Annotated in this window: 11 protein-coding genes; 2 read left to right on the forward strand and 9 right to left on the reverse strand. The window is 36.8% G+C overall.

Features of this window, described 5'->3' with window-relative positions; all coding sequences use genetic code 11:
* Positions 1-72: 72 nt before the first annotated feature.
* The 3 genes from MKY80_RS17470 to asnB form a co-directional block, all read right to left on the reverse strand.
* Positions 73-786 (reverse strand): pseudouridine synthase, encoded by a 714-nt coding sequence (locus MKY80_RS17470; protein WP_008176694.1) that lies wholly within the window; start codon positions 784-786, stop codon positions 73-75.
* A gap of 10 nt (positions 787-796) precedes the next feature.
* Positions 797-2410, reverse strand: a complete 1614-nt coding sequence (locus tag MKY80_RS17475) for a polysaccharide biosynthesis protein (RefSeq protein WP_025117504.1) — start codon at positions 2408-2410, stop codon at positions 797-799.
* A gap of 270 nt (positions 2411-2680) precedes the next feature.
* Positions 2681-4528: an asparagine synthase (glutamine-hydrolyzing) gene (gene asnB, locus MKY80_RS17480; RefSeq protein ID WP_089985632.1), complete on the reverse strand. Its 1848-nt coding sequence runs from the start codon at positions 4526-4528 to the stop codon at positions 2681-2683.
* Between the two features lie 287 nt (positions 4529-4815).
* Here asnB and MKY80_RS17485 point away from each other — a divergent pair, with 287 nt between their 5' ends.
* Entirely contained in the window at positions 4816-6066 is a 1251-nt protein-coding gene (locus MKY80_RS17485) for an NAD(P)/FAD-dependent oxidoreductase (protein WP_008176688.1), read from the forward strand.
* Between the two features lie 43 nt (positions 6067-6109).
* On the opposite strand, the gene MKY80_RS17490 is transcribed toward MKY80_RS17485, so the two are convergent.
* The 6 genes from MKY80_RS17490 to MKY80_RS17515 form a co-directional block, all read right to left on the reverse strand.
* Positions 6110-6802 carry an AIM24 family protein gene (locus MKY80_RS17490; protein ID WP_008176687.1) on the reverse strand — a complete coding sequence of 231 codons (693 nt, stop codon included), beginning with the start codon at positions 6800-6802 and terminating at the stop codon, positions 6110-6112.
* 268 nt (positions 6803-7070) lie between these two features.
* Positions 7071-8339, reverse strand: coding sequence for an OFA family MFS transporter (locus tag MKY80_RS17495; protein ID WP_008176685.1), 1269 nt, complete (start codon positions 8337-8339; stop codon positions 7071-7073).
* Positions 8340-9101: 762 nt separating this feature from the next.
* Positions 9102-10007: a DMT family transporter gene (locus MKY80_RS17500; protein WP_008176683.1), complete on the reverse strand. Its 906-nt coding sequence runs from the start codon at positions 10005-10007 to the stop codon at positions 9102-9104.
* Between the two features lie 168 nt (positions 10008-10175).
* Positions 10176-11387, reverse strand: a complete 1212-nt coding sequence (locus MKY80_RS17505; RefSeq protein ID WP_342530466.1) for an amidohydrolase — start codon at positions 11385-11387, stop codon at positions 10176-10178.
* On the reverse strand, positions 11384-12634 hold the full coding sequence (locus tag MKY80_RS17510; RefSeq protein ID WP_043990197.1) for an amidohydrolase family protein: 1251 nt from the start codon (positions 12632-12634) through the stop codon (positions 11384-11386). Before MKY80_RS17510 ends, MKY80_RS17505 begins: the two co-directional genes overlap by 4 nt.
* A gap of 42 nt (positions 12635-12676) precedes the next feature.
* On the reverse strand, positions 12677-14236 hold the full coding sequence (locus MKY80_RS17515) for a glutathione ABC transporter substrate-binding protein (protein WP_107922379.1): 1560 nt from the start codon (positions 14234-14236) through the stop codon (positions 12677-12679).
* Between the two features lie 181 nt (positions 14237-14417).
* Between MKY80_RS17515 and MKY80_RS17520 the strand changes: the two genes are divergently transcribed.
* Entirely contained in the window at positions 14418-15320 is a 903-nt protein-coding gene (locus MKY80_RS17520; RefSeq protein ID WP_008176675.1) for an ABC transporter permease, read from the forward strand.
* Positions 15321-15328 lie beyond the last annotated feature (8 nt).

The raw sequence follows: 15328 nt of genomic DNA on the forward strand, positions 1-15328 counted from the left end.
CGTATTATACAGTTACTGTCATAAGGCTGTATATAATAAATCCCCGATGCTAAGTTAGCACCGAGGAACATGTTAAGGGTTATTTTGTAAGCAGTTTAATTCTTCTGCAGTTAGCTCACGATATTCTCCTAACGCCAGGTGATCGTCTAATTTTAGATTCCCCATAGATATACGCTTTAAATAGGTTACACGTTTACCTACAGACTCAAACATTCGCTTCACCTGATGAAATTTGCCCTCCTGAATGGTTAGCTCAATTTCAGATTGTGGCGCAGATTTTAGAATAACAAGCTTGCCAGGCTTTGTCATATACCCATCATCTAGCTCCACGCCTTCTGCAAATTTCTCTACGTCCTCTTCCGTTACAACACCTTCAATATGTGCGTAATAAACCTTTGGCACGTGTTTTTTAGGAGACAATAATTTATGAGCTAATATACCATCATTCGTTAATACCAGTAGGCCTTCTGTATCTTTATCGAGTCGGCCAACCGGAAAAGGTTGAAAATGCTGGTCTAATGGCTCCAATAGGTCAATAACTGTTTCATCTCTTAAATCTTCTGTTGCAGAAATAACACCTGGTGGTTTATTCATCATAAAATAGACAAATTCTGTATAAACGACACGCTCTCCATAGACGGACACATTTTGCTGTTCTGGGTCAACATGCATAGCAGCATCTTTGACAGAAGCACCATCTACTGTGACAGCTTTTTGCTTTAATAGCTGTTTAACTTCCTTGCGAGAGCCATATCCCATATTTGCAAGTAATTTATCTAACCGCATCTTACCACTCCTATTTCATTCCCAGCTTGCTCATAATACGAGTTAATCGTTCACCTAATAGCTTTTGTGCCAAACCTATACGGAGTGACAAGAAGCCATAGACAGCTACGCCAACAACTGCACAAATAACAGAGAACAGTAATGCTGAGAATTTACTATCAACTGGACCCATTAGTAATTCCAGTAGCTTATGGACAATCAACACACTGACCGCCATTGCCATAGTCAATAATGCAATTAACATGACACGTCGAACGACCATCTCTGATCGATAATTTAATGTTTTACGTAACACAAGAATATTAATAATAATGGATACACTATAACCGATTGCAGTTGCTACAATAGCGCCATCTGCCTCCAATAAACGAATTAATGGGATATTTAGCGCTAGTTTAACGAAAATTCCTGATAATAAGCTGAAGACAATCCATTTTTGAAAATCTATTCCTTGTAATAGGGCAGCTGTCACTTGGAATAACGCAAATAAAATGGCAACAGGCGCATAATGGGCTAAAATCATCGAACCCATTTCACTTTCAGAATACAGCATAAAGTAAATTTCATTTGCTAATAGAGAAATACCAACTACGGCTGGCAATGTAATGAAAATTAAAATTTGATAGGTTTTATCCATCGCATGACGTAGCGATAAATATTCCCCCTGTGTGTAATATTTTGTAATCGTCGGGACAAGCGCCATCGAAAAACCTGTTGCTAGCATGACAGGAATGATGACAACCTTATGTGTCATAAAGTTAATCATCGATAGATAGGTATCTGTCACCTCAGCTAAGCCAATGGATGTCATAGCCCCATTAAATGTAAGCATATCGACTAATTGGAATAGTGGATTGGCTACACCTACGAACACCATTGGTATGGAGTAGGTAATAACTTCTTTATAAATATTGGACATGGGCAGCTGTGTAGAGGTTACACTTTGACTGCGTAATAAGTTAAATTCAGGCTGATATTTTTTCCAATAATAATAAAGAACACCTAAGCCACCGATCGCTCCGATAAAGGCTGCAAATACTGCAAAGGAAATGGCAGTCTCTGGTTTACCTTTGAACACAACCACCACGATAAAGGAACCGCCTAGTAACACGACAATTCGCACAATTTGCTCGACTAATTGTGAAACAGCGGTAGGCTCCATTTTGTCATAGCCTTGGAAGAAACCTCGCCAAAGACTCATAAAAGGTACAACAATTAAGGCAAAGCTAACCCATCTTATGACCGAAGCAATCTGATCTACTGTAAAAACTTGTTCTTCACTTTTAATCACCAATCCTGCTATAGGTGTAGCAAGGAAAAAGAGGGCAATAAATGCTGCAAAACCAGTCATCATCATAATGAGTATGCCCGATTTCATCAGCTTTCTACCTGATTGATAATCCCCCATTGCATTGTATTTAGAAACAAATTTGGAGACAGCAATGGGCGCACCTGATATGGCGATTGCCAGCATAATAGAGTAAGGGATGTATGCATATTGATAGAGTGCGATATTTTTCTCTCCGACAATTGCATAAAACGGAAAAATATAAATTAATCCGAGCACCTTCGATAAAAACATCCCCAATGTTAATATCGCAGTACCTTTCATTAAATTGGACATCATACCCATCCATTCATTGTAAAATCAATATTATAGTTATACTTCCAAGCATACTTATAAAAATCTTTTCGTTTTTTTATAGTCACAACATGCAAGCGCTGTCACTCGAAAGTTTCATAAGTAAACCAACTGTAATCTTAACATATTTATAGGAAATGAGACGCATAAAATCATCAAAAAGTTCATTTAAAAGTATACTTGATGAAAAAAGACCTGAAAATAATCGGTGAGGATTACAAAAAACCCCACCGATTAAAGCCCATTTCTTTATTACATGTCCACAAAGAACTTTTTATACCACACTAGGAATACATAGGCTGTCCAAATATAACGACCTCGGTTTGCTTTTCCTTCATAGTGTTCATCTAAATAGCCAACTAATTGTTTTGTATCAAAAAATTCATTGGCAAAGTCAGTAGTAAACATTTCTTTTACCATGTTGTAATACTTTTCTTCACGTAACCAGTGACGAATTGGTACTGGGAAGCCTAACTTCGGACGTTTAGCCCATTCTTCTGGTAATTCTTGATGTGCAGCTTGGCGCAGAACATATTTTGTATCAATGTCGTTGACGCGATATTGAGAAGGAATATTTTTAGCTAATTCCATTACTTCTTTATCTAAGAATGGTACACGTAATTCAATCGAATGCGCCATACTCATCTTGTCAGCTTTTAATAAAATATCGCCTGGCATCCAAAGATTTAAATCTAAATACTGCATTTTCGTCACATCATCTTCGCCTGGTACTTCGTCATAAATACGTTTTGTAATAGATTTTACAGATGGTGCATTTTTATAGTCAGGTTTTAGAACATTAATTGCATCTACTTCATCCCAAACTACTGCTTCCCCTATAAAGCGTTCCTCTACCGTTTGACCACCTTTTATAAGGAAGTTCGTATATTGGCTTTTAGGTAGAGCTTCCGCGATTCCACGTAACGTTTTACGAACACCCAATGGAAGTTTTTCATATTTTTGCATTCTTCCTGAGTTTTGATACCAAGAGTAGCCACCGAAAATTTCATCCGCACCTTCACCTGATAGTACAACTGTTACATCTTTAGAGGCTAGCTCTGAAAGGAAGTACAGAGGTACAGAAGAAGGATTCGATTGTGGCTCATCCATATGCCATTGGATTTTTGGAAGAGCTTCAAAACACTCATCTGCCGTAATATATTTACGTTCATTTTGAATATTTAACGTATCAGATAAATCTTTAGCTAGGTTCGTTTCATTAAACATATCTTCATAATCAGCAAACCCAACTGAGAATGATTTATCTGGACGTAATAAGGACGTAATATAACTTGAGTCAATACCACCTGATAAGAATGAACCAACTTTTACATCACTGATTTTATGAGCTTCTACTGATTCTTTAACAGTTGAACGAATTTCTTCAATGTATTTTTCAATGGATGCTTCTTTAGCATGGAATTTTTTATCCCAATATTGCACAATTTGCTTTTTGCCATTTTGAATGAGCATATAGTGTGCTGGTGGTAATTTAAAGACCCCTTTAAAGAATGTCTCATCCATCGAAGAATATTGGAATGTTAAATAAGGACGTAATGCCTTTTTATTTAATTCTTTAATAAATGAAGGATGTGGTAAAAATGATTTAATTTCAGAGCCAAAAATAAACGTACCATCTGTTGTATGTTCAGAGTAATACAATGGTTTAATACCAAAACCATCACGAGCAATGAATTGTAAATCATTCTTTTTATCCCAAATACAGAAAGCAAACATACCACGTAGCTTTTTCACAAAGTCTACACCATACTCTACATAGCCATAAATAATAACTTCACTATCTGATTGCGTTTTAAAAGTATGTCCTTTTTCAATAAGATCTGCACGCAGCTCTTGGAAGTTAAAAATCTCTCCATTGAATACAAGCACAATATTGCCGTCTTCACTATATAATGGCTGATTCGCTACATCTGATAAATCAATAATACTTAATCGTCTAAATCCTAACGTTACTGTATCGTCACTGTGAATACCACCACTATCTGGCCCGCGGTGAATAATTGTATTCATCATATTTTCAATTGTTTGATGATGATCAATCACATTTGTTCCATTAATATAACCTATAAATCCGCACATTCTATTTTTCACCTCATAATTTAGTGCATAACCTTTACCATAATAGCATGAAAAGACATTCATTTCATGCTGACTATGCTAATAAAGGAAACTTTCATCGATATAATTGTATAACAAAATTTATTGTGTTTCATTCTACTATAAAATACCCTTCAATACGAAGGAAGGGATAAAGAATTATAAAACACTTTGCTATTATTTTCAATGTCAAAGAAGCCCCTACTCTATATAGACTTCATGTATAATAGGAAAGATTCCTAAATTGAAAAGAAAGTGAGTTTCTAACTATGTATGATGTAATCGTGATCGGTGGTGGCCCATCTGGTTTAATGGCGGCGATTGCTGCTGGAGAGCGGAAAAAGAAAGTTTTATTGTTAGAAAAAGGTGCAAAACTTGGAAAAAAATTAGCCATTTCTGGTGGCGGGCGCTGTAATGTGACCAATCGTTTGCCTGTTGAAGAAATCGTGAAGCATATACCTGGTAATGGTCGTTTTCTTTATAGTCCTTTTACCGTTTATAATAATGAAGATATTATCGCATTTTTTGAAGGGCTTGGTGTTGCTCTAAAAGAAGAGGATCATGGTAGAATGTTTCCTGTATCTAACCGTGCACAAGATGTTGTCGATGCGCTAATTCGTCAGCTTCAACGTTTACATGTTGAAGTTCGTTTACACACAGCCGTTAACAAGCTTGTCATGGATGAAGAAAAAATTCTCGGTGTCCGTCTTACAGATGGCTCCGAAATTCGTAGCCAAGCCGTCATTGTAGCCGTTGGTGGCAAGGCTGTCCCACAAACGGGATCGACAGGCGATGGCTATCCATGGGCAGAGCGAGCTGGCCATACAATTACAACTTTATTCCCAACAGAAGTCCCTGTTATCTCGAAAGAGGACTTCATTCAAGCACGTGAACTACAGGGTCTAGCCTTACGTGATGTTGCTGTCTCTGTGCTAAACAAAAAAGGTAAGGTACTCGTTACCCATCAAATGGACATGCTCTTTACACACTTTGGCTTAAGCGGTCCTGCCGTTTTACGCTGTAGCCAATTCGTTGTGAAAGAATTAATGAAAACAGGCTATGAGCCCGTAACAATGCGTATACAAACTTTAACTAATTATAATGAAGAAACATGTCTACAATATTTAAATAAGTTGATCAAAGAGGATCCGAAAAAAGCTGTGAAAAATATTTGGAAAGGCATCGCCCCAGAACGTTGGCTATTATTTTTATGTGAACAGGCAAATATCGATGTACAAGTAACGGGTGCCGAATTATCCCAAGATAAAATTCGTCAGCTAGCTCGTTTACTCGTTAACTTCACTTTGACAGTAAGTGGCACACAATCACTTGATAAAGCATTCGTTACAGGTGGTGGTGTCTCCGTAAAAGAAATTGAGCCAAAAACAATGGCTTCCAAGAGAAAAGAAGGCCTATTCTTCTGTGGTGAAATCCTAGATATTCACGGCTATACAGGAGGTTATAATATTACCTCTGCCCTTGTAACGGGACGTATTGCAGGAATGAATGCGGCATTATAATAATAGAAGAAAAAGCGTGTCCGGACAAAGCGGACACGCTTTTTTAGCTTTCACTAGACATATATACTTCTTCAAATGGCTGGATAATGACAAAGCCCTCACCCGAAAACGCCATCTGGATTGATTCGCCACTTCCACGACCAATAAATGTACGGAAGCTAATATCTGTTTTAAACTCAGGTGTTAAATTCCCTGACCACGCGACAGTGGCATGTGGGTCAGTATAAACCGTTTCACCTGGTTTTACTAATAATGTTAATGGTTCGAAGTGTGTTGTAATCGCTACTTTCCCTGTCCCTTGTAACGTTACATTAAATAAACCACCTGACATGATGCCAGCCATTTTTCGCATTAACCGTATATCCCAGTTGATGCTAGGCTCAAAAGCAAGTAGATCATTACCATTTACACAAAGACTGTCGTTTTTCAAATCAAAGACGGTTACTTTCTTACCTTGATCGGCTAAATAAAGTCTGCCCTTTCCACTTGCTTTCATCAATTGTGTACCTTCACCTGTTAAAGCCTTTTTAAACATCTTACCAAGTCCGTGCTCCAACACGCGCTCACGTTCAAATTTAATGTCTCCTGTATAGGAAATCATTGCGCCCATTTTGGACCATACTTCACCGTTTAAATTAACCTCTAATACACGCTCAGTTTCCAATTCAAAATAATCATTTTCTTGATCATCCTGCTGTGTTTTATGAACAAATTCATCTAAAGAAAATTTCCCCATAGTAGATCCCTCCCTAATTACTTTATATACGATTACTTTTGAGAAAAGATTCAAATTTTAGCGCTTTATCCCTTACCCCATCTTTCGTTACAAATTTTCTCTTTTAATAACGAAATTTTTTCATTTCCAGTAATGGTATTGACATCAGGTATGCACTGTTATACATTAAACGAGGAACCGATAATTGTTATATAACAATCAATGCAAAAAAATAACTATATAAGTGCCATGTGCGAAATGACACCTATACAGTTATCGCAAAAATAGATTATTGAGTAGCGGAAACGTCTCCAACATTTTGTGCCGCTTTTAAAGCAGTTTGTTTACGTACATCAGCACGTAATGTGATTGAAATGATTAATGAAGCAGCGATTAACCCTGCAAATACATAGAATACAGGAATATAGCTTCCATAAGCATTTTTGATAGTGCTTACTAACAACGGTCCGAAAATACCACCCAATGACCAAGTTGTTAATAAATAACCATGGATCACACCAAGTTGTTTCGTTCCAAATAAATCACTTGCAAAAGCAGGTAAATTTGAGAATCCTCCACCATAGCAACTAACGACTAAGAAAATAAGTGCTTGGAAAATAATCACGTTCGTTGTATGTGGTAAAACGATAAATGTAATTAGCTGTGCTGTAAAGAAAATAACAAATACATTTGAACGTCCAATATAATCAGATACAGCGGCCCAAATTAAACGACCACCACCATTAAATAACCCCATGATTCCTACCATCGCTGCAGCTCCTGCAACTGATAGCCCGACAATTTCCTGCGCCATAGGTGAGGCAACAGAAATCATCATAATTCCTGCAGTAACATTCACTAAATGCATAGACCATAGCATCCAGAAATGCTTTGTTTTGACAGCCTCACGTGCTGACATAACTGCTAAATCTTTCTTTACTACTTCTTTGCCGTTATCGGCTGCTGCCTTCATATTAGCTGGCATATAACCAGGCTTAGGCGGCGCTATATATGAAGCCCCTAAAATCATTAACGTGAAATAACTTGCCCCTAAAATAAAGTATGTTGTAGAGATGCCAACTGCCTCCATTAAGTTGGCTGCGACTGGCGCTGTAATTAGTGCACCAGATCCAAAACCAAGTACGGCCATCCCTGTTGCTAGACCTCGTCGATCTGGGAACCATTTTACAAGCGTTGATACTGGCGCAATATAACCAATCCCCATACCTAATCCACTAAGTACGCCATATGTTAACCAGTACAACACGACCGAATCCATTGAAATTGCAACTCCTGCACCAGCTTGTCCTGCTCCAAATAAGACCGCTGCTACCATCGCCGATTTACGTGGTCCCATCTTCTCTACTAAACTACCAAATAATGCAGCTGAAAACCCAGCAAGCCCCATCATAATGGTAAAGGCAACCGTTACCTTTGTTTCACTCCATCCCATTTCTGTGACAATCGGTATCTTGTATACACTGTATGCATAGGCTCCACCGATTGAAAGGTGAATAGCGATTGCAGATAATGCAATTAACCATCTATTTTTATTCATAAATTCTCATTTCTCCCCTCTTTTGCTACCTGTGAAAATTCTATGAACGTCCATGTTAAACAATTTACCACTTAGAATTATTCAAATGCAAGATGTTTTTCTAAAAAATATTATTTCTCCAAAAAGTATTTTGTTTTTCCATTAATATTTTTCATTAAATAAACCCTACATTTTCTAAGCAAAACAGCGTTTATACTACAAAAAGCATAACACCTTTTAGCTATTATTACTTTTCTACTCTATTTTACAAATAACCATTAATTATATCAAAATAATTATTTTTGTGCATAATTTCACATTCAACAGATACATACGTCTCTTTTTACCATTTTTAACAGGAGGCAACAACACTTGAAATACAGCAAATGCATTACACATAATATAGAAATTTTTAGAATAAGAGAGAATTTCACAATAGAAAAAGACAAATTTTTTATTTTTAAAAATATCCTTAAAAATGGTATAACACCTCTTTTTTTACTTTAAATTGTAAAATAATATTTTTATAACAATACAGTGAATGTATAATTTTTAAACCACTTTCAATTTTCCTTCATTTTTATTATTCAAATATATATTTTTTTCAACTAAAATTGAACGTTTAACACTCTGAGTCACAATGAATTGCTTCTATCAGGTTATAAATATGCTAGAACAAGTCCATTTTTCGTGAAATATTATTTTTGTAAAAAAACAAAACATATACAAAAAAAACAGCATGCTAGAAATATTTCCAACATACTGTACAAAATAATAGATTTTTTAAGTTGTTTTTCTTTTCATAAAAAGCAAAGTTCTTATTTCCTTATAGTAAATACATAGCAGAATTCCTAGTAAAATCAATAAGGAGCCATATACTTGGACACTTGTAGGAAATTGCTTTAAAAAAATCGCACTTAATAGCATAGCGATAGCTGGCTCAAAATTCAATAATAGCGAAGCATTCGTTGAGCCAATCTCCTTCATTTTTTGATTCCAAAGTAAATTACTAATCCCATGAATAATAACCGCTGATAAAATGAGCAGCATCCAATAAGAGTATGTTACTTGCCAATTTATTCGTGTCCACATCGTAAACGAAAATGGGACAAGCACCAGCAAACCGATTAGATTTGTATAAAAGGTGATGGACTGGGCTGATAATTTCAGACTGAGATGATTCACAATAATAAGAAATAAGGCAAAGCTTAGCATCGTAATTAAACTTAGCACCTCTCCCTTTCCAATAGAAATGGTGATGAGGGCTCCTTTAGTAATGATGAGGCCAACTCCTATAAATGAAATGATTGCCCCTAACCAAAATATACCGTTTCGTGATTCATGATAAATCATTTTATTTAGTAAAGATGTGACAATCGGTGCGCAGGCTAAAATTAATGCCGCGGTAATAGGAGAGGTATGCTGGAGACTTGCATAGAAGCTATAGTGATTGACGGAAACACCTAGTATTCCTGCAATGATCAGCAACAGTAGGTCATTGCGTGTAAACGTTGTACGAATAATTGCCTTCCAACTAATGCAGCCTAAAAATAGAACAATGACCATTAATCTAAAAATAGCAACCATGATCGGAGACCAATGTTCAATTAAAATAGAGCCAATAATAAAGTTACTGGCCCAAAAAAATACACAGCTAAATAAAATCATATAGATCGTTAGTTGCTTCATATTTATCGCACCTGTATATAAGAGACTTCTACATAGTTCATGATCAACTCTTTTAAAAATCTACTTCCCTTTCTTGTATTTCTTCCTATCTATTAAAACATAAGTATAGCAAACTAGAAAATTTCTAGTTTGCTATAGTATCTAAATAAGGGGGATTTAGATTGATACTTAATGGATAAACTTGCCTTTTGACATTACCACCCGTTTTGATGGCTTATGTGCAATGACTTCAGCGCTAGAAACGGCGTCAAAGAAAACAAAGCTTGCTTCATCTTGCACGCTTGGCCAAACCTTTTGACCATTGGCATCCAATGGTGTGACACCATTTGTAATGTATTTTAATGTTTGTCGAATAGAACGCTCATCTAGCTTACGGGTATTGTCCGCAAAAGTCGTTGCTTTTTCTAAAATATCTCCAGAGCCATATGGACTCCATGAATCATAAAAACCATCACAACCAAAGTGAACATCTACTCCATGCTCTGTTAGTAAATCAATGGGTGGGATTAATCGTCTTAAATCAAATGGCACCGTTGACATAATTTTTACTTGCTGCTGCGCTAGACGATCTGCAATTTTATGCTGTTCCAAAGCTGTTACATCCCCAAGAGAAAAGGCATGACTAATAGCCGTTCTCCCTTGATAGTTTGCATCCTCTACAATATCGATCCATTTATCGATTGTATAATAGCCAACATGACCACCATCATGTAGGTGAATATCAACATCTACGTTAAATTCTTGTGCGATATTCATGACTTCATAAAGAGAAGGCTCTATTGAATTATCAATACCAGCAGGATCTAGCCCACCAATCATCGTTGCCCCATTGCGCAAGGCTTCACGTAATAATTTAGGCACATCGTCTTTTAGTAAGCCATGCTGTGGAAAGGCAATGACTTCTGATGTCACAACATCTTTATAATCTTCCAATGCTTCTAGCACACCCTCTAAGTTTTTTAAGCCAATGTACGGATCGATATTGACATGTGTACGGATATGATTGGCACCATTATGGAGGATTTTCTCAATCATGGCTGCAGCTCGTTGTTTCCCAGTCGTTGCAAGGACCGATAATTCTTGTGCTTCACGACCCAAGCGTTCTTTCAAGTTTTTTACAGGCACACATGCTTTCCACGGTAAAGATAAGTATGTCTTATCTAAGTGATTATGCATTTCTTTAAAGGCTGGTAATAGCAGCTTCCCTTTCATATCTGTTACTTCATCTAGAGAGTCAATTGTTTGTGTTGCTGGTACAATTTGAGAAATAAAGCCATCCGTAATTTCAAGGTGAAAAAGCTCCACCTTTGTACCGATAGTATCATTTTCTTTTAGATATTCTCCTGTTTCAAGTAGAACATTTGTAAGCCAGTGCTTCATCTGTATTCTCCTTTCAACTCTCCAACTTCCTGTTGGTGAATAATATGTCCTTGTGAAATAACTGTAGAAATAGGGCATCTTCTTGCTACAACATGCGCAGTACTAATTCCATCTACTAAAAGCATATTGGCTTTATCACCAACCCGTGGCCAAACACGTTCTCCTGCATCATTCAATGGAGTAATGCCACCCGAAGCATATTTCCAAGCGCGACTTAATGAATATTCATCAATAAAACGGAATCTCTCCGCCATTACATTTAACTTCATAATGGTGTTTCCTGTACCATAAGGAGACCAATGATCTGTTAAACTATCATGTCCAACAGAAACTTTTACACCATTGTTATAAAGGTATGGAATAGGTATCGTCGAGCGATTAATATCCGTTGGTACCGTTGTTGTAACATCCATTTGAACAGCAGCCATCGCCTGAACTAAGTTTTCTAATCTTGATTGTTCTAAATCCGCAAGCGCCATTGCATGACTAATTGTAACTTGTCCTTCTTTTTTCGCCTGTTTGGTTAATTCGATTAGTTTATAAAATTCAAATTCACCTAAAGTATTAGCTGTATGAATATGAATATCAATCCCAGCCTGATAGTCTTGAGCAATAGCCATCGTTGTTTGCAATGACTTCTCAATATTTCTATCTACAATGGATGGGTCAACTCCTCCAACAAGCGTTGCCCCCATTGCCATCGCCTCACGGATCAGTCCTTCCACATTAGAGCGCAGTAAACCATGCTGTGGGAAAGCCACAATATCATAAGTAATTTGATCTTGATATGTTTCTAATACTTGCTTTGTAATTTCAATATGCTTGGTCCCAATTTGTGGGTCCACATTACAATGCGACCGTATATGTGTATGTCCTTGTGAAATTAACCACTTAACCATTTCCTCAGCCCGATAAGCCGCGGTCGGTAATTGTTTAGGAAGCAACGTTTGTTCTTCCTCGATGCGCGTTAATATCCCTTTTGTAATAGGTCTTGGCGCCTGCCACTCTCCACCAAAATAAGTTTTATCTATATGAATATGCATTTCTCGGAAAGATGGTACTAATAATTGCTTCTGAGCATCTACTATCTCTACATCGCCATCGACTACTATATTCTTATCTATTTGTTGAACATATCCATCTACAATTAGAACATCATAAATAGCAGTACGCGTTGCAACAATGCGTTCATTTTCATGCTCAAATGCCTCTTCTAATCTCACATTTTTCAGCAGTAATTTATTCATAGTTTCCTCCTCATTGGTATTTGTAGGTTTCACCAAGTTTGATTATTCTACAATTTCAACGCCACTGATCATCGTATAGTTAGATGCATCTAACCAGAACCCTTTAACAGCATTACTGTAAACAGCTAAATGCTCGTAGTTACGAACTGGAATATACACAGCATCATCTAACTCCATTTGCATTGCTTTTTTGTAGATTTCATTACGTGCCTCTTGATTTGATTCAGAACGTCCTTGCTCAATTAGCTTGTCTATTTCTGGATTTGAATAGTAGAAATGGTTTCCTGGAGGTCCCATAGAAGCCGTATGGAATAGATTAAATTGGTTATAATCAGCATCTCCAGTTGCATTACCCCAGCCACTAATAAATATTTGGTGTTGTTCTTTCGTAATTTCAGAAATAAATGCGCCGTATTCCATTACTTGAATATCAACGTCTAGACCAATGCCCTTCAATTGAGATTGAATAACCTCTGCCATATTAATACGCTCTTTACGGTCGCTCGTTAGTAATTTAACTTTTGTTCCTTCTTTAACACCCGCTTCTTTTAGTAGTTCTTTTGCTTTTACTACATCATAATCATATGGCTTTGTTTCACTAGAATAACCGATAATTTTTGGACTCATTGCGGAATTGGCAAGTGTGCCTACATTATCATAAATACCGCTAATAATTGCTTCACGGTCCACTGCATAACTAATTGCTTGACGCACTTTAACATCTGATAACAGTTCATCCTTCACATTGAAACCAATGAATTCTACTGCCAATCCTTCTGCACGGAATAGATTCATAGTTGACGAATTTTCAATACGATCAATTTCAGTTACTGGTACTTGCTCAGCGATATGCGCTTCTCCGCTTTCAATCATCGCTAAACGTGTAGAATCCTCGGGTACTACTTTAAATGTTACTTTATCTACTTTTGGTACCGTACCCCAATAGTCTTTGTTTGAATTTAATGTAATTTCTTGACCCGATTTCCAAGCATCAAATACAAATGGACCTGTCCCTACTGGATGTGTTGCTAATTCATCTGCCGCTTCTGCAATAGCTTTCGGGCTAATCATACTACCTTCCTGACTTGCTAAAATTGATAAAAGTGGTGCATATGGCTCCTTTAATTTCATCGTGACAACATACGTATCATCGACTACTACTTCACTAATCATTGATAATTTATCACGCTGTGGTGAACCAGTCTCTGGATCTAAAATGCGATCGAATGTAGCTTTTACAGCTTCCGCATTAAAATCAGCTCCATCATGGAATTTAATGCCTTCATTTAAATTAAACGTCCATGTGACATCATCTTTTTGTTCCCACTCTTTTGCAAGTAATGGAGCAATTTTACGATCTCTATCAAAAGCAACAAGTGTTTCATATACTTTGCCATGAATTATATTCGCTGAAGGGATATCAGTAATAAAGTGAGGATCCAGGCTTGTTGCATCTGATGCTCTTAAAACAACTAATTCCCCTCCTACACTTTTCGATCCCTCATTGGAACCTTCAGCACTCTTATTACTAGCAGTTGAGCATGCCTGCAAAACTAGAACAGTAATTAGTGTCATCAATAAAAAAACCTTCATTCTCTTCATAAACATTTCCTCCTTTTATGTTTTCGTCCTTACATTTCGAATTATAAAGAAATAAAATTCACTTGTTTTTTAAAATCTTTACTTGTTTTTTAAATTTTCTGACTAATACCTTCTAAAATATTTACATTCTTTACGCTTTTCACTAAATTGAAATCAAATCAAATAGAAAAGGAGTTTCATTATGGATAAAGTAACTACTACTATAGACCATGCTGTTTTAGTGAATGCACGTAAAGCTTCTAGAAAAAAGAATCTTGTCTCGTTCCTAAACAAAATCAAAAAAAATAAGGCCGCTGTCGCAGGGGGTATCATCATTCTTCTCTATATATTGATGTTTCTTATCGGGCCAATTATAGCTCCTTATGATCCATTCGATGTTCAGTTAGATCAAAAATTACAAGGACCCAGTTTAGATCATTTAATGGGGACAGATGACAAAGGACGAGATATTTTAAGTCGAATATTATATGGCTCCCGTTTATCTCTTGGTGTTGGTATTTCAGCCGTGTTATTTGGTGGAACAATTGGGACAATCCTCGGCCTTATCTCTGGCTACTATGGAAGATGGATTGATTCGATTATTAGTCGTATTTTAGATATCATGCTTGCCTTTCCAGGTATATTACTAGCTTTAGCGATTGTCAGCGCATTAGGACCAAGTCTTATTAATGTAACTATTGCTGTTGGATTCTTTTCCATCCCTATGTTTGCCCGTATTGTACGTGGATCGACAATGGAAGTAAAAAAATTAGAATATATCGATGCTGTTAAAACACTCGGTGCGAATGATATGACCATATTAATCAAGCATATCTTCCCGAATATTTTATCACCTATTATTGTCCAAGCATCTATGCGTTTAGCAACAGCCATTTTATCTGCTGCAGGTCTGTCATTCTTAGGATTAGGTGCACAACCGCCATCTCCTGAATGGGGTGCCATGCTATCCAATGGGAGGGATTTTCTTTTTACGGCCCCATATATGGCCCTTTTCCCAGGTATTATGATTTCCATCCTTGTTCTAGGATTTAACCTATTCGGAGATGGTTTACGAGATGCTTTAGATCCAAGAATGAAAAATTAAAGGAGAGA

The organism is Lysinibacillus sp. FSL R5-0849 (assembly GCF_038595075.1).
Taxonomy (GTDB): domain Bacteria; phylum Bacillota; class Bacilli; order Bacillales_A; family Planococcaceae; genus Lysinibacillus; species Lysinibacillus fusiformis.